The sequence below is a fragment of the Microbacterium sp. 1154 genome (genome assembly GCF_031455375.1).
In the GTDB taxonomy this organism is placed as follows: Bacteria; Actinomycetota; Actinomycetes; order Actinomycetales; family Microbacteriaceae; genus Microbacterium.
In genome coordinates, this window is sequence record NZ_JAVDSN010000001.1 from 591,434 (window position 1) to 614,518 (window position 23,085).

The following is a 23,085-nucleotide window of genomic DNA, read 5'->3' on the forward strand; positions in this document are numbered from 1 at the left end:
GCCTAATCGCGTCGCGCGGGCTCGGCGGTCTGCTCCTTCTCGACGGCGAGGGGCTTGGCGGCTCCCGAGAAGAGACCGGATGCCACGATCAGCCCGACCACGATGAGCAGGGTGTTCAGCAGACCGATGTGGTCGCCGATCCACCCGAGGATCGGGGGGCCGCAGAGGAAGGCCACGTAGCCGATGGTTGCCGCGGCCGCCACGCGGGAGGCGGCCTTGGCGGGGTCGTCGGCGGCGGCCGACATGCCGATCGGGAAACCGAGCGATGCACCGAGGCCCCACAGGGCGGCCCCCACGAAGACGAGCGGGCCGTAGGGCGCGAGGATGAACAGGAGCAGACCCGCGGCGGCGGTGCCGGCGAGAACGCGCAGCACGAGCACACGGCCGAGGCGGTCGACGACCGGGCCCCCGGCGATGCGGCCGACGGTCATGGCGACCGAGAACACCGCGAGCACGGCGGGTCCCGCCTCTTCGGGCGCGCCGTGGCCGTAGACCACGGCCGAGGGGAGCCAGTCGTTCGCGCTGCCCTCGGCGAACGCCATGCCCAGCATGATCACGCCGAGCGTGTAGGTGCGCGGTTCGCGCCAGGCCTGCATCGACACCGCGAGGCGCTCGCGCCAGTGGGCGCGCTCTTCGGCGGCGGGGGCGTCCATCGCGACCTCGGCCCGCGGCACATTGGCCACCGAGACGAAGGCCACCACGAGGATCACCACCCCCATCGCCACGCAGTGCGCGATCACGGGGATGCCGAGGCTGACGGCGACGAAGCCGAGACCGGCGCCGATGACGGTGCCGAAGCTGAAGAAGGCGTGCAGGAGCGGCATGATCGTGCGCCCGGTGGCCTTTTCGAGGGCGGCACCTTCGACGTTCATCATCACGTCGACCGCGCCGTTGCCGAAGCCGAAGAGCGCGAGGCCGACCAGGGCGACCGCGAACAGCTGCAGGGAGTCGGCCCCGAAACCGACGATCATGAGGCCGACGCCCACGAGCACCAGGGCGACGAGCATGCCCGTGCGCGCACCGAGGCGGGCCATGACGGCGGGAGCGATCGACAGACCGATGATGGATGCCACGCCCATGCCCAGCAGCAGCAGCCCGACGCCGGAGTTCTCGATGCCGAGCGATTCGCGGATGGCGGGCACCCGCGACGCCCACGTCGAGATGCTCAGCCCGCTGGCAAGGAAGATGGCGCAGATCGCGATGTGCCAGCGGACGAGCTGGGACCGGGTGAGCGTCGAGTGCATGCCGCCACTGTACCGAATCGATTCGACCGAGATCGAATCGATTCGGCGGCGCGCGTATCGACGGGTACGATCGCCCCGTGAGCAACCGCCGTGCGACCATCAGCGACGTCGCCCGAGAGGCCGGCGTCTCGGCGTCGACCGCCTCCGTGGTCTTCAGTGGCAAGACGCCCACCTCGCAGGCGACGCGCGCTCGTGTGCTCGCCGCGGCCGAGAGCCTCGGCTACACCGGACCCGACCCGCGCGCGGCGTCCCTGCGTCGGGGTCGCTCCGGCATCGTCGGCGTGGTCTTCGACCAGCACCTCGGGACGGCGTTCCTCGACCCGGTCACCACGCACATGATGGACGGCCTGGCCGACGGCGTCTCGCGGCTGGGCGCGGCGCTGCTCCTTCTGCGCGACGACGGCGAGACGGTGAGCGAACCCTCGCTGCACACCGCCCCCATCGACGCCGCGGTGCTGATCGGCTGCAGCCCGCGTATGCGCGACTCGCTCGAGATCGTTCGAGGCCGCGGCATCCCGGTCGTGGTGGTCGAGGGCGATGCGGGCGAGGGCGTGCCGCAGGTGCTGCTCGACAACGCCGAGGCGCAGCGCGCGGCCGCGGCCCACCTCGAGGCGCTCGGCCACAGGGACGTCGTGATCGTCACGCTTCCCGTCGACACTGCTCGCCGCCGTGGCTGGCTCTCGGACGACACGACCGTGCGGGTCGACGTCACCGCCGATCGCCTCGCCGGCGCCCGCGCCGTGTTCCCCGCGGCCCCCGCGGTCGCCGCGGCCACCAGCTCGATCGACGAGGGCACCATCGCCGGTCGCGCCATCTTCGCCGACCCCGATCGCCGCCCGACGGCGGTCATCGCGCAGAGCGATCTGCTGGCCGCGGGAGTGATCCGCGCTGCCGAGGAGGCAGGCCTTCGAGTGCCCGACGACGTGAGCGTGACCGGCTTCGACGGGGTCGTGGTCGACGGTCTGGCTCCGCAGGTGCTGACCACCCTGGTGCAACCCGCCACCGCGAAGGGGCGCGCCGCGGGCGAAGCCGTCGCGGCGATGCTCCAGGACGAGACGCCCTCGGGGCTGGATCTGACGTGCACCTTCCGCGAGGGAACGACGACCGGTCCCCCACGTAGCACATGAGGCGACGGGCTTCTGGGGCTCTCATGCTCCGCATAGAATAGTCACGACACCCCGAGAGCCCGGGCACCTGCCCGTCGACCCCGAGGAGGCCCGACCGTGCTGATCTTCCTCGGCGCCTTCGCGGCCGTCCCCCTGCTTCTGCCGTGGCTCGTCTCGCGGATCGGCGCCCGCGCGTTCTATGTCGCGGCCGTGCTCCCCGCCGTCGCTTTCGCGCACGCGATCGCTCTGGCCCCGGCGGTCTTCTCGGGCGACATTCCTTTCGAGGAATACAGGTGGATCCCCGCGCTGAACGTCTCGCTCTCGATGCGCATGGACGTGCTCGGGTGGCTTCTGACCCTGGTGGTCACCGGGGTCGGAGCCCTCGTCATGCTCTATTGCCGTTGGTATTTCCGCGGCAAGACGCACGGGGTGGGTCAGTTCTCGGCGGTCCTGCTCGGTTTCGCCGGAGCGATGTACGGCCTGGTGCTCACCGACGACATCGTCGTCCTGGTGATGTTGTGGGAAGTGACGAGCGTCCTGTCCTACCTGCTGATCGGTTACTACCACGGTCGTGCCGCGAGTCGCCGCGCCGCGCTTCAGGCCCTGCTCGTCACGACCCTCGGCGGGCTCGTGATGCTCATCGGCGTGGTGCTGATGGTGGTGCAGTCGGGCACTTCGAGCCTGTCGGCGATCCTCGCCGACCCGCCGACGGGCACCGTGGTCGACATCGCCGTCCTGCTGCTGCTCGTCGGTGCCCTCAGCAAGTCGGCGATCTTCCCGTTCCACTTCTGGCTACCCGGAGCCATGGCCGCTCCGACCCCGGTCAGCGCGTACCTGCACGCCGCCGCCATGGTGAAGGCCGGCATCTACCTCGTCGCCCGTCTCGCCCCCGGCTTCGCCGACACCCCGTTCTGGCGTCCGACCCTGATCGCGCTCGGTGTCTTCACCATGCTCCTCGGCGGCTTCCAGGCGCTGCGCGAGCGCGACCTCAAGCGCATCCTCGCCTTCGGCACGGTGAGCCAACTCGGCTTCCTGACCGTGATGCTCGGGTACGGAACGAGGGATGCCGCCCTCGCGGGCGTCGCGCTCCTGCTCAGCCACGCTCTGTTCAAGTCGTGCCTGTTCCTCGTCGTCGGCGTCATCGACCGTCAGCTGAACACCCGCGACATCGGCAAGCTGTCCGGCCTGGGTCGACAGGCGCCGGTCATGGCGACGGCGTCGTTCATCGCGATCTTCTCGATGGCCGGAGTGATCCCCACCCTCGGGTTCGTGGCGAAAGAGACGGCACTGACCGCTCTTCTGCACGAGGCCGAGGGGGGCGCCGGGTGGGGGCTCGTCGCCCTGATCGGCGTCGTCTTGGGCTCGGCGCTCACGGCGGCCTACGGCATCCGCTTCCTGTGGGGTGCGTACGGGACCAAGCGCGATGTCGAGACGACCGAATGGCCCGACCCGCCCATCGGCTTCCTGTCGGCCCCCGTGCTGCTGTCGGCGACCACGCTGGCCCTCGGATTCCTCGCGCCGATCGTCGACCACTGGCTCGCGCCCTACGCCGACGGTCTGCCCGAGGCGACCGCCGGCGTCTCGGCCCCCGCCTACCCGTACCACCTGGCGCTCTGGCACGGCCTGGAACCGGCGCTGTTCATCTCGCTGGGGACCCTCGCACTGGGTGCCGGGATCTTCTGGGTCGTCCGCAAGACGCAGCTGCACAAGCGGCGCCGCGTTCTGGCCTTCACGGCGAACGACGCCTACAACGGCACTCTCCGTGCGATCGACCACACGTCCGAATGGGTCACCGCCCGCTTCCAGCGCGGTTCGCTGCCGTTCTACGTCGGCACGATCTTCGTCGTGCTGGTGGTCGCCGAGGGCACCGCCCTGCTGGCGTCGCGGGAGTGGCGCGCGCAGCTCGACGCCTGGCAGTCGCCCGCGCAGCTGATCTCGGCACCTGTCATGATCGCCGCCGGTATCTTGGCCGTTCGCGCCCGAAAGCGCTACACCGGGGTCGCGCTCGTCTCGGTGACGGGGCTCGGAATGGTGGTGCTCTTCGCGACCAGCGGCGCCCCCGATCTCGCGCTGACCCAGGTGCTCATCGAAACCGTGACCCTTGTCGTGTTCGCGCTGGTGCTGCGGCGCCTCCCCGCCCGCATGGGGGAGCAGAACGAGTCGGTGGCCCCGATCGCCCGAGCGATCCTCGGCGCGGGCGTGGGGCTCACCATGGCCCTCGTCGCGATCGTGGCGACCGGAGCACGTCAAGACCTCCCCATCTCCCTCGAGTGGCCGCCCCTCGCCTACGAGATCGGCCACGGACGCAACGTCGTCAACGTCGCGTTGGTCGACCTGCGCGGCTGGGACACGATGGGCGAGCTCTCGGTGCTGGTCCTCGCCGCCACCGGCGTGGCATCCCTCGTCTTCATCACCAACCGCAGCGACAACCTCGCGCGCCGATCGGGCACCGCGCGCTCTCGCGTAGGGCTGGGCCGCCGTCGCCCCCTCGTCGAGACCGACAGCGGCGTGCGCGCTCGACGCGTGGGCGAGACCGGCGCCCCGCGCGCCTGGCTGATCTCGGGCTCGAAGGTGCAGCCCGAGAACCGTTCGATCCTGCTCGAGATCATCATCCGGGTGCTGTTCCACTCGATCATGATCGTGTCGCTGTACCTGCTCTTCGCCGGCCACAACCTGCCCGGCGGTGGCTTCGCCGGAGGCCTGGTCGCGGGAATGGGCCTGGTCATGCGCTACATCGCCGGCGGCCGTTGGGAGCTCGGCGCCGCCGCGCCGACCGACGCGGGACGCCTGCTCGGTGCGGGCATGGCGATCGCCGTGCTGTGCGCCCTGGTGCCGATGGTGTTCGGGTTCGCGCCGCTGCAGAGCTTCACCTTCGAGGGCGAGCTGCCGATCATCGGGCACTGGGAGTTCGTCACCAGCACGATCTTCGACGTCGGCGTCTACCTCGTGGTGATCGGTCTGGTGCTCGACGTGCTCCGCAGCCTCGGCGCCGAGGTCGACCGGCAGTCGCAGCACCCGGAAGATGCGGAGATGGCGCCCTCATGACCATCTCCTTCGTTCTCGTCATCGTCATGGCCGTGCTCTTCGCGTGCGGTGTGTACGCGATGCTCGAGCGCAGTCTCACCCGCGTGCTGATCGGCTTCCTCCTGCTCGGCAACGCCGCCAACCTGCTGCTCCTCATCGTCATGGGCGCGCCCGGCCGGGCCCCCTTCTACGACGGAGGGCAGACGGATGCCGCGGACATGTCCGACGCTCTGCCCCAGGCCCTGACGCTCACCGCGATCGTCATCACCTTCGGCATCTCGGCTTTCCTGCTGGCCCTCATCTACCGGTCCTGGCAGCTCGGTCAGGCCGACACGGTCATCGACGACGCCGACGACGTGGCTCTGCGCGCCCGCACGGCCAACGAGCCCGAAGACGCGATGGACGAGGAGTCGCGCTCCGACGACGACGACGTCACCACCGACTTCGTCGGCGATGTGGCGTCGCCCATCCGCGTGCTGCACCAGGGCGATCTCTCGCAGCTCGTCGACGACGCCCCGGTCGACCGGGTCGCCGTGTCGCGCGACCCGGAGCCATCGCGCACCGACGCCCCCGCCGACGCCCCCCGCGACCCCCAGGACGGTGATCGCTCGTGAGCGCCCTCGTGCCCCTGCTCGTCGGCATTCCGCTCATCGGTGCCGCGATCAACCTCATCTTCGGACGACGCAAGAAGACGCAGATCGTCGTGTCGGTCGCCTCCCTCGCGGCCGTCCTCGTGCTGGGTGCGGTCCTGCTCGTCACCGTCGACACGAGCGGGCCCATCGCGGTGGCGATCGCCGCGTGGGACATCCCGTTCGGCATCGTGCTCTACGTCGACGTGCTCGCGGCCCTGCTGGTGGTCGTCACGAGCATCGTCCTCCTCGCGGTCCTGCTGTTCTCGATCGGCCAGGGCGCGGCCGACAACGACGAGGACACCCCGGTCTCGATCTTCTACCCGGCGTACCTGATCCTCGGCGCGGGCATCTTCAACGCCTTCATCGCCGGAGACCTGTTCAACCTGTACGTCGGTTTCGAGATCCTTCTCGTCGCGTCGTACGTGCTCATCACCCTGGGCGGCACCGAGTCGCGCATCCGCACAGGCGTCGTCTACATCGTCGTGTCGCTGGTGTCGTCGATCCTCTTCCTCGCCGCGATCGCGATGGTCTACGGCGCGCTCGGCACGGTCAACATGGTCCAGATCAGCGAGCGGATGTCGCTGCTGCCCCAGGACACGCAGACGATCCTGCACCTTATGCTGCTGCTCGCCTTCGCGATCAAGGCGGCGGTCTTCCCGCTGTCGTTCTGGCTGCCCGACTCGTACCCGACGGCTCCCGCGCCGGTGACGGCGGTGTTCGCGGGCCTGCTGACCAAAGTCGGCGTCTACGCGATCATCCGCACCGAGACCCAGCTGTTCGTCGCGAACGACCTCAACTTCCTGCTGATGATGGTCGCGCTGTCGACGATGATCGTCGGCATCCTGGGGGCGGTCGCGCAGGCCGAGCTCAAGCGCATCCTGTCGTTCACGCTGGTGAGCCACATCGGGTACATGATCTTCGGTCTGGCGATCAACACGCCGCTCGCGGTGGGGGCCACGATCTACTACATCGTCCACCACATCATCGTGCAGACGACGCTGTTCCTCGCGGTGGGCCTCATCGAGCGCCGGGCGGGGAGTACCTCGATCCTGAAGGTGAAGGGCCTGATGCGCGCGGCGCCACTGCTGGCGGTGCTCTACTTCATCCCGGCGATCAACCTGGGCGGCCTGCCTCCGTTCTCGGGCTTCATCGGCAAGTACGCGCTGTTCGACGCCGCGGCTCAGGTGGGAACACCCGTGATGATGGTCCTGATCGTCGGCGGTATCGTGACCTCGATCCTCACGCTGTACGCGCTCATGCGCGCGTGGAACCTCTCGTTCTGGCGCGAAGACGACGACTCGGCCGAGACGACCGAGCGCATCGCGTACCTCGGCAACGCGCCCGCGGCCGCCATCTCGACCGAGCGGCGCACGACGCCGAAGATCATGACGCTCGCCACCGTCGGCATGGTGGCGGTCACCGTGTCGCTCACCGTGTTCGCCGGACCCCTGCTCGACATGTGCTTGCGGGCGGGCGTCGACATCACCGACGGGGTCAGCCTCGTCCAGGTCCAGGAACAGGCGGGTCAAAGATGAACCCGTCCCGCCGTTCGCAGGTGTCGCTCTTCCTGCACCAGCTTCCGTTCCTGGTCTGGCTGGTCGCACTGTGGATGCTGCTGTGGGGCCAGTTCACCTGGCTCGCCTTCCTCACGGGGCTCGTCATGGCGGTCTTCGTCACCCGCGTGTTCCGCCTTCCTCCCGTCGAGCTGTCGGGTCGTATCAACCTCTGGTACGGCCTCGTCTTCGTCTTCACCTTCCTCGGCGCCGTCATCAAGGGCTCCCTCATCGTCGCGTGGCAGGTGCTCGATTTTCGGCGGCAGCCCGGTGCGGCCATCATCGCCGTGCCCCTTCGGGTGGACGACGATGTGATCATGGCGCACACCGCCGTCACGGCATCGCTCATCCCGGGCTCGCTCATCGTCGACGTCGATCGCGAGAACCGCACGCTGTTCCTGCACACCATCGGGGTGCGCAGCGACGCGGATGCCGAGCACCAGCGCCGCGTCGTGCTCGGGTGGGAAGCCCGCATCACGCGCGCCGTGGGCTCGAAGGAAGAGCTGCAGGAGCTGCGCGCCAAGATCGCCGAGGCGGACGTCGACGCCCGCCACGGGGCCGAGACGCCGCGCGATGGGAGGACGCTGCTGTGAACATCCTCGTCGTGGTCATCCTCGTCGTCTTCGCCGTCGCCGCGGTGCTGGCGCTGATCCGCCTCGTGATCGGTCCGTCGATCCTCGACCGCGCGGTCGCCGCCGACGTGCTGCTCACCGAGGTGCTCTGCATCCTGGGCGCCGACATGGTCATCAATCACCACACGCGCTCGCTGCCCGCGATGCTGATCATCGCGGCCGTGGGGGTGTTCGGCTCGATCGCCGTGGCCCGCTTCGTCGCGCGGAAGGAGAACCCGAGATGACCCTCGACGGCGTTCTCGACACCGTGGCGCTCGTGCTCGTGCTCCTCGGTGCGATCCTCTGCCTCACCGCGACCATCGGCCTCCTGCGGTGGCGCGATGTGCCCACGCGCCTGCACGCGGCGACTAAGCCGCAGGTGCTCGGCGTGCTTCTCATCGTCTCTGCGGTCGCGCTGGCGACGGGCACGTGGGAGGCGCTCGCTTTCGGCATCCCGATCGTGCTCATCCAGTTCGCGACGGCACCCCTCGCCGCGCACATGGTCGGTCGGGCGGCCTACCGCAACCGGACGACCGATGAAGAGAACCTCTACATCGACGAACTGCACCACAGCACGGAGCAGCCCGGCTCGACCGGGGCGGAGTCCCGCCCCGAGAGCTGAGTCCCGCTCAGATCCCCGCTTCGCGGACGTCTTCTTGCGCCTGCGGCGAGGCCGTACCCTCGGCGGGTTCCGGCGTCTCGGTGCGGTGGTCGAGCTCGCGCGCTTCGCGCTCTGCGCGGCGCCCCTCGGCCAGGAAGGCGAGGCGGTTCAGGCACTCGTGGTTGCGCGCGACGAGCATCGGCTTCCACAACAGGCCGGGCAGGTACGCCGCGGCCCCGGACACCGGTTCTTCGACGATGGTTACCGCCGTGCCGTCGCCGTGGGGGCGGGCGTCGATGCGGATGACCCCTCGACCCAGGATGCCGGCCTCCGGCCGCAACCGCAGTCGACGCGGGGGGTCCCACTCGACGATCTCGGTCTGGTCGTGGATCAGCACGGGCCAGACTCCCAGCGAGTGGTGGATGCGCGATCCCTCGCGCGGCCACTGTTCGTCCACGTCGCGCATGCGCGCGGCTCCCACGACCCAGACGGGATACAGCCACCCGTCGGAGAGGACGGCGAACAGGTCGTCGGGCGTGCAGCGCATCAGGCGCGTGTTGCGGGCGGCCATGGCATCCTCCGGTCGGCGTGCATCCGACTGTAGGCCGCCGCGGGATTCTACCCCGCGCCCCTTGACGTGCTGCGCCCGCGGGAGGGGCCGGAAATCATTGCCGGGGCACTGTCCCGGCCACGATTCTCGGCCTCTCGCGCCGGTGGACGCACACCGAAGCCGACCTCCACGACTCCACCACCCTCATCGCGATCGGCTGGCTATCCCAGCGCTCCGGAGCCCGCGACGTCGCCGCCCCGCTGCGCTCCCTCGCCGGCGTCACCGGCATCCCCTCCACCACCGTCGACCGCTCCGTCCGTCGCCTCAAGGCCGCCGGATGGATTACCCGCGTCCGTGAAGCAGACGGCGCCGACGGAGCAGTCTGGCGGGTCTCGGAGAAGTTCTCCACAAGCGGTAAACAAGTCGGGCCACTTCACGACATGACCGCCCGCCCTCCGGCCCAGCTTCTCGATGCCAGAGCCGCCGTGCTCAACGACCAAGAGAGCCGCCTCGAAGCCGGCCGACACGATGTCTTCACCCGCGGCGGGCTCGGACCCACAGCCCGCCGTCTCTACGAAGCCCTCACCCGCCACGGCACCGACGACGACCAGGTGAGAAACCGTGCCGGCATGGCACCCTCCCGCACGCTACGTGGCCTCAGCACGTCGGTTCGTTCCGGTGGGGAGGAACGCGCCGGCCCCTCGTTCTTCATCGGTGGTGCTGGGCGCGTTCGGGCATATGCCAGCAGCCCCCCACCGTCACCGCCAGGTGCGAGAACTCTTCGACACCGACTGCGTCTTCTCGCGCAGCATCACGATTGGAGTCTTCGCTCCCATGCGCTGACGCCGCGCCTGGCGGTCATTTCGGCCGCTCGTTACTGCCGACCGGACGTCACGATTTTGCGCTCTTGGGGTCTACTGGACAGATTACGAAACAGAACCTCATTGCGCTTGTCTGTCCATGTGCGGCATAGAGTCGCACCTCATCAAGGGGGAAGCGTGAAGAAGAAACTGGCTGTGATCGCCTGCACGGTCTCGTTGCTCATCTCATTGACAGCCGGAGCCGCGCATGCGGACGACGCTGAAACGGACGAACTCGTGTTCGGCACGGCCTCTGCAACGACAACTGTCGTTCCGAAGACCATGTCCGATCAGGAAATCAGCGCATACGGGGGCAGCGGGTTTCGTGCGATGGCCGCTGGCGACTTCTGCAACATCGTTCCGGGGCAGATGTGGAAGCGAACCTCGGGCAGCGGGTACCGGTTCGGCACCGTTGGTGGGAAGCCTCGCATGGCCAACTGCACCAGCGGCGTCAGATCCACCAAGCTCGAAAGCTATGTTTACAAGAGGATTGGCTGGGCGCAGTGGCCTCAGGTCGCCGGACCGTTTGTGAGCCGCGGGACGGGAAACATGCAGCAGCTTTCCGTTCAGTACATCTGCAAGGGGCTCGACCAGAACGCTTTCCAGGTCATCATCATCGGGACGGGAACGAACTCGCGCGGCCAGACCTCCGTGGGAAGGGATTCCACAGGTTCATACACCTTGAGCTGCAGCTGACTTAGGGTGTCTGCTGCCGACACTGGTATCGGCAGCAGACACCTGCCTCACATCGCAATAGTGGTTGAACGGTCAGTGATTCTCCACGGGACTTCAAACTCGGAGAACTTCAATCCGGTCGGCGACATCTCGCTCACTTTTTCGGCGTACTCTTCCGCATCAACGGCGTTGTCAAAGACGCCGAAGATTCCAGCTGTGGGTCCCTCGTCATCGAAGACGATCCAGACTCTGTTCACAAAACGAAACTTTAGTCCGACTCGCCCCAACCGCTGCGTTGGCAGTCGCGACGTACGCGTCGGACCACTTCACAACTCGACCGCCCGCCGGGTTCCTCTCCAGCTGCCGCTGACCGTCAACGCCATAATGGACGGACCCCAGGCCATGGCGCCGGTGTGCGCCCACAATTGGCACGGCCGAGCTCCCGCCGGCTCGCCCGCACCCAATGTGGATGACACCCCCACAGTCCCCACTTGAGACGAGGGGCGTGTGCCCCTCGAACACCCCCAGAAGGGCCTGCGGCCCTTGCTCGCCCCCGTGCATGTCCGCCGAACCCTCATCCGAGCGGTACGGGGCTCTCAGCCGCGCGTGATGTCGGTCACGGCACCCTGGGCCAGGCGCAGCCGTCGGCGGGCCCGGCGGGCGACGGCCGAGTCGTGCGTGACCACGACCAGGGTCAGGCCCTCGGCGTTGAGCTCCTCGAGCACGTCGAGGATCTCGTCGCGCATGCGTTCGTCGAGATTGCCGGTGGGCTCGTCGGCGAGCAGCACGCGGGGCTGCTTCGCGACGGCCCGGGCGATCGCGACGCGCTGCTGCTGACCGCCCGAGAGCTCGCCGGGGCGGTGATCGGCGCGGTCGGCGAGACCCACGCGGGTGAGGGCTCCGGTCACGCGGCGGCGGCGTTCGTCGCGGTCGAGCCCGAGGGGTTCGAGGCCCATGTCGACGTTCTCGGCGGCGGTCAGCGTCGGAATGAGGTTGAAGCCCTGGAAAACGAATCCGATCTCTTCGGCGCGCAGCTTCGCGAGCTGGCTGTTCGACGCCCGGGCAATATCCAGCTCGCCCAGCACGACCGACCCGGTCGAGGGCCGGTCGAGGGCCCCGAGCATCTGCAGAAGGGTCGACTTGCCGCCGCCGGTCGGGCCCTGGATGGTGACGAAGTCGCCCACGGCGATCTCGAGGTCGACGCCGGCCAGCGCCTGCACCGTGCGATCGCGCTGGCGGTAGGTGCGGGTGACGCCCGTGAGGCGGTATGCGGTGGCAACGGACGGGGGAGCGGTGACGATCATGAGGTCTCCTTCGAGGGAATGGGGGATGCCGCTCACGCGACGGACCGGAGGGCGGCGGCGGGGCTGAGGCGCGCGGCGCGCCACCCGCCGAAGGCACCGGCGAGGACTCCACCGAGAACGGCGATGCCCACCGCGGCGACCACGACCAGCGGAGTGACGGGAGCACTCAGCACGATGTCGGTGGCCTGGGCGGCGGCCTGGCCGAAGCCGCCGGGGCCTCCGCCTCCGGGCCCGCCCTGGCCACCGGGGCCCGTCGCCTCGGCACCCACCGAGACGGTGGGCGAGATGACGTTGACGAGCAGGATGCCGCCGAGGCCCAGCAGCAGACCCGCGGCGCCGCCGATGAGTCCCTGGACGAGCGACTCGCCCGCGACCTGGCGCACGATGCGTCCGTTCGACCACCCGATCGCCTTGAGGGTGCCGAACTCACGGGTGCGCCGCGCGACGCCCGAGATGGTGAAGAGCACGGCCAGGGCGAGAGCGACCAGCAGCACGACGGCCGACAACCAGGTGCCGAGGTTCGTGATCATGGTCGATGCGCTCGAGAGCGAGCCCGAGACGCTCGAGGCGAGCTCCGACTGCGAGCTGACGGTGGCGTCGGGGAGCGCGGCCGAGATCTCGCTCTGCACCGCGTCGATGGCATCCGCCGACGAGGCCTGCACGTACACCGTCGAGACGACGTCTCCCGTGCCGGCGAGAGTCTGTGCGACATCGAGGGGGAGGTAGACGTTCGCGGCGGTGTCGGCGTCGGCCGAGGCCGAGGCGACGACGCCGACGACCTGCAGCGCCGTGCCGGCCACCTCTACCGTGCCGCCGACCGCGAGCCCCGCGCTCGCCGCGTAGGTCGCGTCGACGACCGCGACGTCGGTTCCGGCGTCGGCCGAGGTGAGCGCGCGGCCCTCGGTCACGGTGACCGACGAGAGCGGACCGACGGATGCCGCGGGGTCGACGCCGAGCACGCTGAAGGAGTCCACACCGAAGGCGCTGCCTCCGTCGCCACCGGGTCCGCCCGCGGGGGGAGCACCCATCTCGCCGGCACCCTGCCCCGACTCCGTTCCCGATGCGGCGCTGCGATCGGGCACCTGACCCGAGAAGGTGGTGTTGGTCAGCGCGAGCGCGCCGGTCGCGGCCGATACCCCGTCGAGGCCCGAGACCGTGGAGACGGCGGCGGCATCGAGCGTGCCGCGCCGCATGTCGGTCATGAGCCGCGATTGGCTGAGAGTGGTGGTGCCGTCGGCGCTCGCTCCTTCTCCGGCGCCGAAGTCGAAGCGCGAGCCGCCGCCCTGACCCGGCTCGGACTGCGCGCCGGTCACGGTCAGGTCGGTGCCGACCCCGTACACCGTCGACAGCGCCTGCGACTGCGCGTCACGCACGCCCGCCGATAGGGCGTTCACGACGATGACGAGGGCGATCGCGATCGCGAGCCCGACCGCGACGATGACGGTCTGTTTGGTGCGGCCGGCGAGTTCGCGCCGCAGGTAGGTGCCGTACATGCTTCTCCTTCCGGACGCGGGGTGCGGCCGTCGCGTCGACCGTAGGAACGGCACCCTCACCGCTCCCTCAGCGTTTCTATGAAGCAGGTATGTCGCGTGACGCCGGCCCCGCCGGGAGTGCATGCTGGCTGTCATGGCATCCCGGCCCGCACCCCTCGCCCGCCCCGACGGCTCCCCCGTCCGCGCCCTCATCGTCGACGACGAGGCCAATCTCAGCGACCTGCTGCGCATGGCGCTCGAGAACGAGGGGTGGGAGGCCCGCACCGCCGCGAACGGGCAGGAAGCACTCGGCGCGATCCGGGAGTTCGGCCCCGACCTGCTCGTGCTCGACATCATGATGCCGGGGCTCGACGGCATGGAACTGCTGACGCGCATCCGGGCCGCGGGCAACGACGCGCCCGTCCTGTTCCTCACGGCGAAGGACGCCGTCGAAGACCGGATCGCGGGCATCTCGGCCGGCGCCGACGACTACGTCACCAAGCCGTTCAACCTCGAAGAGGTCGTGGTGCGGTTGCGGGGGATGGCGCGACGCCACGTCGCGGTCATCGCCGACGCTGACCCGCGGTTGCGCGTCGGCGACCTCACGCTCGACGAGGAGTCGTACGAGGTCGAGCGCGGCGGCATCCCGATCAAGCTCACCGCGAAGGAGTTCGAGCTGCTGCGCTACCTCATGCAGAACCCGCGTCGCGTGCTGAGCAAGGCGCAGATCCTCGATCAGGTGTGGGACTACGACTTCGGCGGCAACGGCAGCGTCGTCGAGATCTACATCTCGTACCTGCGCAAGAAGATCGACACCCTCGGCGACCCGCTGATCCACACCGTGCGCGGTGTGGGGTACTCGATCAAGACCGTCTGATGCGTGGTCGGTGGACGCTCCGGCGCACCCTCGTCGTCGGCACGAGCGCGCTCGTCGCTCTCGCGTTCCTCGTCATGAGTCTCGCGACCGTCATCGCGCTGCGCTCGTTCACCCTCGACCGCCTCGATCAGCAGGTGCGCGAGGGCCTGTCGTTCGCGGTCGGGCACGACGGATCGGGCGGGCCGTTCGGCGGGGAGCGTCCCCCACAGCGGGATGCCGGCACTCCGGCCCCGCGCATCGGCAGCCTGCAGGCGGTGGTCGACAGCGACGGCTCCGTGCAGGCGTCGGCCTACACGCGCTCGGACGGCACCGAGCTGACGTTGAGCGACCAGGAGGTCGCTCGACTGCGTGCGGAGGTGCCCACCGACCGCACCCCGACGACCATCGACTTCGGGGGAGACCTCGGCGAGTTCCGTGTCGCCGCGGCCGAGAACGACGGCGCGACGGTGTTCGTCGGCAGCTCGCAAGCGGATGTCACCGCGACGACCTCGGCGTTGACCGTCATCCTCCTGGCGGTCTCAGCCGTCACCCTGATCGTCGCGATCCTGGGGCTCTCTCTGTTCGTCCGGCGCAGCCTGCGACCCCTCGATCGGGTCGCCGCGGTCGCGCAGCGCGTGTCGACCCTGTCGCTCAGTGCGGGAGCGGTGGACATCCCCGACCGGGTGGCGGCGGCGGACACCCGCGCCGACACGGAGGTGGGGAGGGTCGGCTCCTCGCTCAACGACCTGCTCGGGCACGTGCAGTCCTCGCTCGCGGCGCGGCAGCACAGCGAGGACCAGCTGCGACGCTTCATCGCTGACGCGAGCCACGAGCTGCGCACACCCCTGGCGAGCATCCGCGGATACGCGCAACTCTCGCTCGGCGAAGACGCCGCGATGACGCCGACCCAGGCCCGCTCGTTCGACCGGATCGAGTCGGAGGCCCGGCGGATGGCATCCCTCGTCGACGACCTTCTGCTGCTCGCGAGACTGGATGCCGGCCAGCCCCTGAGACGCGACGAGGTCGAGCTGACGCTCCTCGCCGTCGACGCCGTGAGCGACGCGCAGGCGTCGGATGCGACGCACGAGTGGCGCCTGGACGTCGCCGACGACGACCTGATCTCGATCACGGGCGATGAGAATCGTCTTCGGCAGGTGGTGGCGAACCTGCTGCGCAACGCGCAGACGCACACGCCCGCGGGGACGACGGTGACGCTGTCGCTCGGGCGCGAGGGCGCGCAAGCCGTGCTGAGGGTGACGGACACGGGCCCCGGGGTCGACCCGAGCATCGCCGAGCGGCTCTTCGACCGCTTCGCGCGCGGCGACGACTCCCGCAACCGCGATGCCGGGAGCACGGGGCTCGGCCTGTCGATCGCCCAGGCCATCACGGCGGCGCACGGCGGGTCGATCTCAGTGCGGAGCCGGCCGGGGCGGACGGTGTTCGAGGTGCGGCTGCCGGTGTGAGGTCGCGGCCGGGGCGTGCCGGGGTGCTGTGCGCCGGTGGCCCCGGGGCCACTTTCCGCGCCCCGGGGCCACTCACGTACGGACTCGCAGCGGACCCGCCGCGGTGGCTCAGCCGATCAGGCTCGGCTGCAGGTCGCGCAGCGTGCGGTGGTGCGTCATCCGCGTGACGCCGATCGCCGCGACCAGCACACCGCCGACCATCCACGCACCGAGCACCAGCAGGTCGGGGCCGACCCGCGAGATGTCTCCGCCGTACATGACCTGGCGCATGGCATCCACGACGTATCCCATCGGCAGCACGTGGTGCAGGGCCGCGAGGGGCCCGGGCAGGGTCTGCCACGGGAACGTGCCCCCGGCGGTGACGAGCTGCAGCACCATCAGCACGAGGCCGAGGAACTGCCCCACCGACCCGAGCCAGACGTTCAGGGCGAGGACGATCGCCGCGTACGTCGCCGAGGCGAACAGCAGGATGCCGAGGGCCGCCCAGGGGTTCGCGAACGAGAACTGCAGGGCGAAGGCGAGGACCGTGAACAGTCCGACCATCTGCAGGGCACCGAGTCCCGCGGGGGTGAGCCAGCCGGCGAGGGTCACGCGGAAGGGCGAGCGCAAAGCCGTCACCGCGCGCTTCGACACCGGCTTCACGATGAGGAACAGAGCGTAGATGCCGATCCATCCGGCCAGGGCCGCGAAGAACGGGGCCAGGCCCGCGCCGTAGTTCTGCGCCTTCGTGACCGAGGTCGAGCCGACCGCGACGGGGTCGGAGATCGCCGCCGCCTGCGCCTGCCGGGTGGCCTGGTCGGAGTCGGGGATCTGGTTCACGCCGGCGGCGAGACCGTCGCGCAGCTGCGTCGCTCCGCTCGAGAGCTGAGCGATGCCGTCGTCGAGCCGGGTCGAGCCATCGCGCAGCTGCGCCGAACCGTCGCGCAGCTGAGAGGCCCCGGATGCCGCGGTGGCGGCGCCGTCGGCGAGCGTCGAGGCGCCGTCGGCGGCGCTGGAGGCACCCGTGGCCAGGGCGGCGCTCCCCGAGGCGACCTGGCGGGCCCCGTCGTCGAGCTGGTCGATCTGCTGCACGGTGTCCTGCACCCGTGAGTTCGCGGTGGTGAGACGCTCGCCGACGGGGTCGAGGCGCGTGAGGATCTGGTCGATGCGGGCCTGGTCGAGACCCGTGTCGGCGAGGGCCTTCGCGATGTCGGTCCGCGCCTGGGGCAGCTGGGAGGCGGCGTCGCCGGCGACCGAGCCGACCTGGCGGGCCACGGCGTCGAGGCGGTCGACACCTCCCGCCACCTGTGCGGCGCCATCGGCGACGCGAGCGGAGCCGTCGCGGAGCTGGGCGGTTCCGTCGCGCAACTGATTCGCCCCCGACGACAGCTGGGCGTTGCCGTCGGCCAGCTTCGCGGCCCCGTCTGCGAGGGTGGCCGAACCGGTCGCGAGCTGCGACGACCCGTCCTTCGCGCTCGCGAGACCGTCGACGAGTTGGGTCGCCCCGTTCGTGGCATCCACGAGCTTGACGCGAATGGTGTTCAGAGCGTCGAGCAGCGAGAGACCCGCCTCGTCGACGACCTTCTTCGCCACCGACGACTGGATGCGGGCCACGGCCTGCGTGCCGATCGTGGAGGCGAGGTAGTTGTTGGCGTCGTTCGTGCGCAGCTCGATGTCGGCCTGACGGGGCGACGAGCTCGAGAGCGACGCGACGGCCTCGGAGAAGTCGGCCGGCAGCGTGACGACGAAGTCGAAATCGCCCGCCTGCAGACCCGCGTCGGCCTGGTCGGACGAGACGCGGTGCCACTCGAAGGTGTCGCTGTCGAGCAGCTGCTCGGCGGCCTCGTCACCGAGGTTGCGTTGCTGGCCGTTCACCTCGGCGCCCTGGTCGTCGACCACGAGGGCGACGGGGACGTTCGACAGGTTGCCGTAGGGGTCCTGGTTGGCCCACAGGTACAGGCCGCCATACAGGATCGGAACCGCGAGCAGCGCGATGAGGGCGATCACCGACATGCGGGTCGAGGTGAGGCGGCGGAGCTCCGCCGTGATCATCTGCGGGATCTTCATCGGGCGACCTCCACCGTCTCGTCGAGGGCGTCGATCGTGGTCTTCGAGGCGTGGCCCGCGATCACGAGCACGGCGTACCCGCGCTCGGCGAACTCCTGCGCGATGCGCCACCAGGCGAGCGGTTCGCCGCCGTGGCGGTCGGGGGCGACCAGGACGAGCCCCTCGACGTCTTTCCGGATCGCCGCGAGCTCGAGCAGCAGGCGCACGCGCGCCGCGGGCTCGACGTTGCCGATGGCCACGTTCGCGAGCGAGTCGAGTCCGATGCCCTCGAGCCAGCGTGCGGCGGCGAAGGGGTTCGGAGCGTGCCCGGCGAACATCAGCTCCTCGGCGACCACGCCCGTGACGGTGACGTTCGACTCGGGCTCCGAGACCACCGGGGCGTCGACGAGCGCGACGCGGCGGCGAAGGGCCGAGGAGTCGGCCCGACCGTCGATGGTGACGCTGCCGCTGTCGATCTTCATGCGACCGGATGCCACGAGGCCCAGCACCGTGGGTCGCTGCTCGGTCTCGGCGACGACGAGTGTCGCGCGTCCGGTCTCGTACGCGGTCGAGGTCTCGGGCAGGGCGCTCTGCGCGCGGCCCTTCGTGACGGCGTTCAGGACGATCTTCACGGGGTCTCCAGATCGGGGTGCTGTTCCAGCAGGGCGCGGGCTTCGGTCCACGACAGACCGGCGATGCTCAGGACCGCGCACACGGCGATCGAGCGGGCCGTCGCCGAGCCGGCATCCACTCGGGCGACCACCATGCGGCCGGTCTCTTCGAGGAGGCGTGCGAGGGTCGGGGCGGGCAGATCCGTTCGCAGCTCCCCGGCCTCTTGCCCGCGGCGCACGATGCCGTCGATGCGGCGGCGCAGCGGCGCGAGGGCTTCGGAGGTCTCGGCGAGGTGGGCGTCGTCGAGGGCGAGGGCGGCGGCGGCCTGCACGTGGGCGGCCTCGCGCCACAGTTCCGACGCCAGGCGAGCGAGCGCGACGCGGGAGTCGGCGTCGTCGACGCGCGCGGCGATGTCGTTGAAGCGAACGGCGCCGGCGGCGATGACCTCGCGCACGATCGCGTTGCGGTCGTCGAAGTGGCCGTACAGGGCGCGGCGCGAGAGCCCGGCGCGGCGCGCGATCGTGTCGATCGAAGCGCGCGGGTCGTGGCCGATGGCCGCGGTGGCGGCGTCGAGGATGCCGGCGCGGTTCTCGACGGCGTCGCGGCGGGTGGGGGTGCTCACGGGTCACCAGTGTACGCCGAAAGTGCACGCACGTGTGCAACTTTATTCGTGTGAGAGGCCATCTGTTGTCGCCTGACAGGGTTCTCGGCGACAGTTTCTGGCCCCTCACGCCCCGGAACGCCGAAGAGCCCGCGGTGCCGGAGGGGCGCCGCGGGCTCTTCGGAGCGGTTCTCAGTCGGTGCCGGAGTCGAATGCGGCGGCTTCGCCCGCGGCATCCGTCGCCTCGGCCAGTCGCTCGCCCGCCGCGTCGAGCGGGGAGGCCGACTCGATGATGTCGTGTGCGCCACCCGCCGCGACGTCGCCCACGAGCTCGCCGGTGGGGCCGCCGAGCAGGCCCATCGCGGCGTACTGCTCGAGACGCGCGCGCGAGTCGGCGATGTCGAGGTTGCGCATGGTCAACTGGCCGATGCGGTCGACGGGGCCGAACGCGGCATCGCCGACGCGCTCCATCGACAGCTTCTCGGGCGAGTACGACATGCCGGATGCCACGGTGTCGAGGATCGTATAGTCCTCACCGCGACGCAGGCGCACGGTGACCGAACCGGTGATGGTCGAACCGACCCACTTCTGGATCGACTCGCGCAGCATGAGCGACTGCGGCTCGAGCCAGCGGCCCTCGTACATGAGGCGACCGAGGCGGCGACCCTGCTCGTGGTACGTCGCGAGGGTGTCTTCGTTCAGAATGCTGTTGACCAGACGCTCGTAGGTCAGGAACAGCAACGCCATGCCCGGGGCTTCGTAGACGCCGCGGGACTTGGCCTCGATGATGCGGTTCTCGATCTGGTCGCTCATGCCCAGACCGTGGCGGCCGCCGATCGTGTTGGCCTCGCGCACGAGCTCCACGGGGTCGGCGAAGCGCGTGCCGTTGATGGCGACGGGACGACCGGCCTCGAACTCGACGGTGACGTCTTCGGTCTCGATCTCGACCGCGGGGTCCCAGAAGCGCACGCCCATGATGGGCTCGACGATCTCGAGCGAGACGTCGAGGTGCTCGAGGGTCTTCGCCTCGTGCGTGGCGCCCCAGATGTTGGCATCCGTCGAGTAGGCCTTCTCGACGCTGTCGCGGTACGGGAAGTCGTGGGCGACGAGCCACTCGCTCATCTCTTTGCGCCCGCCGAGCTCGGTGACGAAGTCGGCGTCGAGCCACGGCTTGTAAATGCGCAGGGCGGGGTTGGCGAGCAGGCCGTAGCGGTAGAACCGCTCGATGTCGTTGCCCTTGTAGGTGGAGCCGTCGCCCCAGATGTCGACGCCGTCTTCTTTCATCGCGCGCACGAGGAGCGTGCCCGTGACGGCGCGGCCGAGCGGCGTGGTGTTGAAGTACGTGCGTCCGCCCGAACGGATGTGGAAGGCGCCGCAGGCCAGGGCGACGAAGCCCTCTTCGACGAGCGCCGTCTTGCAGTCGACGAGGCGCGAGACCTCGGCGCCGTACTGCGTGGCGCGGCCGGGGATCGACGCGATGTCGTCTTCGTCGTACTGACCGAGGTCGCCGGTGTACGTGCAGGGGATGGCGCCCTTGTCGCGCATCCAGGCGACGGCCACCGAGGTGTCGAGACCACCCGAGAAGGCGATGCCGACGCGCTCGCCGACGGGAAGGGACTGCAAGACCTTGGACATGCCCTCGATTCTATTGGGGACGGATGCCGAGCCCCGACGTCCGGCCGTGCGACGTCGTCGTCGGTCAGGTCATGGCGTCTCACCGCGCGCCGCCGGTACGGTGTGACCGTGAAGACCCCCCGAGACCCGGGAGTGCGGTCCCGCGCGGCCCGGGTCATCCTGACCTCTCTCGCCGTCCTCACGATCGGCTACACGGTCCTGGCGCAACTGCTCGCGATCATCCCGGTGTCGTGGACCATGTGGATCCTCCAGACGGAGGTGACGCAGTTCGTGGTGCTCCTGATCGGGCTGTTGCGCGATACGCTCGGCGTCTGGAACCTCGTGGTCGCGGTCGTCGGGCTCGCCTGCGCGGTCATTCTCTGGAGGTCGCGGCGCGGCATCCGGCACCTCCCGTTCTGGCTGACCGTCAGCGGAGCAGCGGGCACGCTCGGCGTCGTCACCAGCACGGCGCTGCTGGTCGCCTCGATCGGCTCGCTCGGGGTCGGGGTGAGTCCGCTGCTTCCCTCGCTGCCGTTCACCGGTCTCGGCAGCGGCCCGAGCCGCACGGTCACGCTCGGCACAGCGGATACGACCACGCTCCAGGCCGATCTGTACCTGCCCTCGGGCACAGCCCCGCAGGCGGGGTGGCCCGTCGTGGTCTCGATCCACGGTGGCGGGTTCTCGACCGGTACCCGCGGGCCGAACGCGTACACGGGCTTCCTTCCCGAGCACGGTTACGCCGTCCTCGATGTCGACTACCGTCTCGCATCGTCGACCTTTCACGCGTGGGATACGCAGGTCACCGACATCGGATGCTCTCTCGCCTGGATCGCCGACGACGGACGAGCGGAGAACCTCGATCCCGACCGCATCGCCACGCTGGGACTGTCGTCGGGCGGCAACCTCGCCGTCAACGCGGCGTACATGTCGGCGGACCGCACCCTCACGTCGAGTTGCTCTCCGTCGGGAACCCCGCTGCCCACCGTGCGCGCCGTGATCGCGGGGTACCCCGCGGTCGATCTGACGGGAATCGGGGATGCCACCGCGATCGCCCGCCAGGTCGAGCAGTGGTACATCGGAGGCACTCCCGCGCAATACCCCGACCGCTACCGCTTCACCGACTCGGCGAGCCACATCACGGCGGACTCTCCGCCCACCCTCATCTACCAGGGCACCCGAGACCATCTCGTGCTCGCCGATCGCACCCGCGACTTCGCCGACCTCCTGAGCGAACGCGGCATCGTGAACCGTTACGTCGAGTACCCGGGCTTGGAGCACGGCGCCGGCGACACCAATGGCACCCTGACCGCCGCCGCCGATGCGAGTCGGCAGCTCGCGCTCTACTGGCTGCAGCGCTACGACGGCTGACACGGCCGACGCGTGAGAGCGGCGCGGCCGAGCCGGCGCCGCTCCTGTGGGGCCCGATGAATCGTGGCGCCCGTCCGGGGGAGCACAGTGACGGGGCTCGGCCGTCCGGGGCGCCCCCCCCGGGCGGGTGCGACACCGGCGGGTCAGACCCGCACGACCTCGACCCCGGCGCGTGCCGCTGTCGCCAGCGCCCTCGAATCGGCTCGACCGGTCGTCACGACGGTGTCGAAGTCGGCGATCGAGGCGATTCGGTAGGAGCCGGTGCCGGGGAACTTCGTCGCGTTCGCGACGAGGATCGATCGATCGGCCGCCTCGCGCATGCGGCCCTTGATGCTGGCTTCGTGCGTCAGATCGGTCACGACGGCGCCTTCGGGCTTCACCCCGGCGCTACTGATCACGGCGACGTCGGCGTGCACCCGGGCGAGCGCCTCTTCGGTGAGCGGGCCGATCAGTGTCCGTGTCTTGGCGCCGAGCATGCCGCCCAGCAGGATCAGTGTCACGACGTCGTCGTCGCGCAGGGCGTCGAGCACGGCGAGGCTGTTCGTGATGACCGTGACCGATCGCCCACGCAGGTGCCGCGCCAATCGCATCGTGGTGATCCCGATGTCGAGCAGCACCACCTGGCCATCGCCGATCAGTCCCGCCGTGGCGCGCGCGATGGCCTCTTTCTCGCGGGTGTCGTCATCGAGCTCGCCGCCCGCGCCCGGTTCGCGGGTGCGGGCGACGGTCGCCCCGCCGTGAACGCGGCGCAGGCGCGCACCCAGCTCGAGGCGTTCCAGATCGCGACGGACGGTCGTGCCGCTCACGTCGAGCAGGCGTGATAGCTCGTCGACGGTCACGCTTCCGACGGCTTCGAGCCGTTCGAGGATCGCCGCCTCGCGTTGATGGGTCAGCACATCCACTCCTTCACGGGT

Annotated in this window: 21 protein-coding genes; 11 read left to right on the top strand and 10 right to left on the bottom strand. The window is 69.9% G+C overall.

The features are described from left to right. Positions 1 to 2: 2 nt before the first annotated feature. Positions 3 to 1,244 (bottom strand): MFS transporter, encoded by a 1,242-nt coding sequence (locus tag J2X55_RS02660; RefSeq protein WP_309821729.1) that lies wholly within the window; start codon positions 1,242 to 1,244, stop codon positions 3 to 5. Positions 1,245 to 1,321: 77 nt separating this feature from the next. On the opposite strand from J2X55_RS02660, the gene J2X55_RS02665 reads away from it, so the two are divergent. The 7 genes from J2X55_RS02665 to mnhG all read left to right on the top strand — a co-directional run bounded on the left by J2X55_RS02665 (position 1,322) and on the right by mnhG (position 8,792). After that, the gene (locus J2X55_RS02665) at positions 1,322 to 2,371 is read left to right on the top strand and encodes a substrate-binding domain-containing protein (protein WP_309821730.1); all 1,050 of its coding nucleotides are present in this window, start codon (positions 1,322 to 1,324) and stop codon (positions 2,369 to 2,371) included. A gap of 96 nt (positions 2,372 to 2,467) precedes the next feature. Beyond that, positions 2,468 to 5,395: a Na+/H+ antiporter subunit A gene (locus J2X55_RS02670; RefSeq protein WP_309821731.1), complete on the top strand. Its 2,928-nt coding sequence runs from the start codon at positions 2,468 to 2,470 to the stop codon at positions 5,393 to 5,395. Continuing rightward, the gene (locus J2X55_RS02675) at positions 5,392 to 5,988 is read left to right on the top strand and encodes a Na(+)/H(+) antiporter subunit C (protein WP_309821732.1); all 597 of its coding nucleotides are present in this window, start codon (positions 5,392 to 5,394) and stop codon (positions 5,986 to 5,988) included. Before J2X55_RS02670 ends, J2X55_RS02675 begins: the two co-directional genes overlap by 4 nt. Beyond that, a complete protein-coding gene (locus tag J2X55_RS02680) occupies positions 5,985 to 7,541 on the top strand; it encodes a Na+/H+ antiporter subunit D (protein ID WP_309821734.1) in 1,557 nt (518 codons plus the stop codon). The genes J2X55_RS02675 and J2X55_RS02680 overlap by 4 nt, the downstream gene beginning before the upstream one ends. Beyond that, entirely contained in the window at positions 7,538 to 8,152 is a 615-nt protein-coding gene (locus J2X55_RS02685) for a Na+/H+ antiporter subunit E (RefSeq protein WP_115916376.1), read from the top strand. The genes J2X55_RS02680 and J2X55_RS02685 overlap by 4 nt, the downstream gene beginning before the upstream one ends. Next, positions 8,149 to 8,415, top strand: coding sequence for a monovalent cation/H+ antiporter complex subunit F (locus tag J2X55_RS02690; RefSeq protein WP_103207366.1), 267 nt, complete (start codon positions 8,149 to 8,151; stop codon positions 8,413 to 8,415). Before J2X55_RS02685 ends, J2X55_RS02690 begins: the two co-directional genes overlap by 4 nt. Beyond that, entirely contained in the window at positions 8,412 to 8,792 is a 381-nt protein-coding gene (mnhG, locus tag J2X55_RS02695; RefSeq protein WP_115916374.1) for a monovalent cation/H(+) antiporter subunit G, read from the top strand. The genes J2X55_RS02690 and mnhG overlap by 4 nt, the downstream gene beginning before the upstream one ends. Before the next feature lie 7 nt (positions 8,793 to 8,799). Here the strand turns inward: mnhG and J2X55_RS02700 are convergent, their stop codons facing one another. Next, a complete protein-coding gene (locus J2X55_RS02700; RefSeq protein ID WP_309821735.1) occupies positions 8,800 to 9,342 on the bottom strand; it encodes an SRPBCC family protein in 543 nt (180 codons plus the stop codon). Positions 9,343 to 10,319: 977 nt separating this feature from the next. Between J2X55_RS02700 and J2X55_RS02705 the strand changes: the two genes are divergently transcribed. After that, positions 10,320 to 10,877 carry a hypothetical protein gene (locus J2X55_RS02705; RefSeq protein WP_309821736.1) on the top strand — a complete coding sequence of 186 codons (558 nt, stop codon included), beginning with the start codon at positions 10,320 to 10,322 and terminating at the stop codon, positions 10,875 to 10,877. Positions 10,878 to 10,924: 47 nt separating this feature from the next. On the opposite strand, the gene J2X55_RS02710 is transcribed toward J2X55_RS02705, so the two are convergent. The 3 genes from J2X55_RS02710 to J2X55_RS02720 form a co-directional block, all read right to left on the bottom strand. Beyond that, entirely contained in the window at positions 10,925 to 11,113 is a 189-nt protein-coding gene (locus J2X55_RS02710; RefSeq protein ID WP_147302365.1) for a hypothetical protein, read from the bottom strand. A gap of 339 nt (positions 11,114 to 11,452) precedes the next feature. Continuing rightward, positions 11,453 to 12,160, bottom strand: coding sequence for an ABC transporter ATP-binding protein (locus J2X55_RS02715; protein ID WP_309823002.1), 708 nt, complete (start codon positions 12,158 to 12,160; stop codon positions 11,453 to 11,455). A gap of 32 nt (positions 12,161 to 12,192) precedes the next feature. Next, on the bottom strand, positions 12,193 to 13,653 hold the full coding sequence (locus J2X55_RS02720; protein WP_309821737.1) for an ABC transporter permease: 1,461 nt from the start codon (positions 13,651 to 13,653) through the stop codon (positions 12,193 to 12,195). Between the two features lie 133 nt (positions 13,654 to 13,786). Here J2X55_RS02720 and J2X55_RS02725 point away from each other — a divergent pair, with 133 nt between their 5' ends. Further along, complete coding sequence (locus tag J2X55_RS02725; protein ID WP_309821738.1) at positions 13,787 to 14,509, top strand: response regulator transcription factor; 723 nt, start codon at positions 13,787 to 13,789, stop codon at positions 14,507 to 14,509. After that, complete coding sequence (locus tag J2X55_RS02730; protein WP_309821739.1) at positions 14,509 to 15,951, top strand: HAMP domain-containing sensor histidine kinase; 1,443 nt, start codon at positions 14,509 to 14,511, stop codon at positions 15,949 to 15,951. Before J2X55_RS02725 ends, J2X55_RS02730 begins: the two co-directional genes overlap by 1 nt. 108 nt (positions 15,952 to 16,059) lie before the next feature. Here J2X55_RS02730 and J2X55_RS02735 read toward each other — a convergent pair whose 3' ends face one another. From J2X55_RS02735 to argG, 4 genes are all read right to left on the bottom strand, one after another. Then, complete coding sequence (locus tag J2X55_RS02735; RefSeq protein ID WP_309821740.1) at positions 16,060 to 17,997, bottom strand: YhgE/Pip domain-containing protein; 1,938 nt, start codon at positions 17,995 to 17,997, stop codon at positions 16,060 to 16,062. Then, on the bottom strand, positions 17,994 to 18,608 hold the full coding sequence (locus J2X55_RS02740; RefSeq protein WP_309821741.1) for a hypothetical protein: 615 nt from the start codon (positions 18,606 to 18,608) through the stop codon (positions 17,994 to 17,996). Before J2X55_RS02740 ends, J2X55_RS02735 begins: the two co-directional genes overlap by 4 nt. Next, positions 18,605 to 19,210, bottom strand: coding sequence for a TetR/AcrR family transcriptional regulator (locus J2X55_RS02745; protein WP_210111673.1), 606 nt, complete (start codon positions 19,208 to 19,210; stop codon positions 18,605 to 18,607). Before J2X55_RS02745 ends, J2X55_RS02740 begins: the two co-directional genes overlap by 4 nt. A 171-nt stretch (positions 19,211 to 19,381) precedes the next feature. Continuing rightward, positions 19,382 to 20,824, bottom strand: a complete 1,443-nt coding sequence (argG, locus tag J2X55_RS02750) for an argininosuccinate synthase (RefSeq protein ID WP_210111674.1) — start codon at positions 20,822 to 20,824, stop codon at positions 19,382 to 19,384. Between the two features lie 108 nt (positions 20,825 to 20,932). Here argG and J2X55_RS02755 point away from each other — a divergent pair, with 108 nt between their 5' ends. After that, the gene (locus tag J2X55_RS02755; RefSeq protein ID WP_309821742.1) at positions 20,933 to 22,171 is read left to right on the top strand and encodes an alpha/beta hydrolase; all 1,239 of its coding nucleotides are present in this window, start codon (positions 20,933 to 20,935) and stop codon (positions 22,169 to 22,171) included. 143 nt (positions 22,172 to 22,314) lie between these two features. Here J2X55_RS02755 and J2X55_RS02760 read toward each other — a convergent pair whose 3' ends face one another. Then, on the bottom strand, positions 22,315 to 23,067 hold the full coding sequence (locus J2X55_RS02760) for a DeoR/GlpR family DNA-binding transcription regulator (protein ID WP_309821743.1): 753 nt from the start codon (positions 23,065 to 23,067) through the stop codon (positions 22,315 to 22,317). Between the last annotated feature and the right edge of the window lie 18 nt (positions 23,068 to 23,085).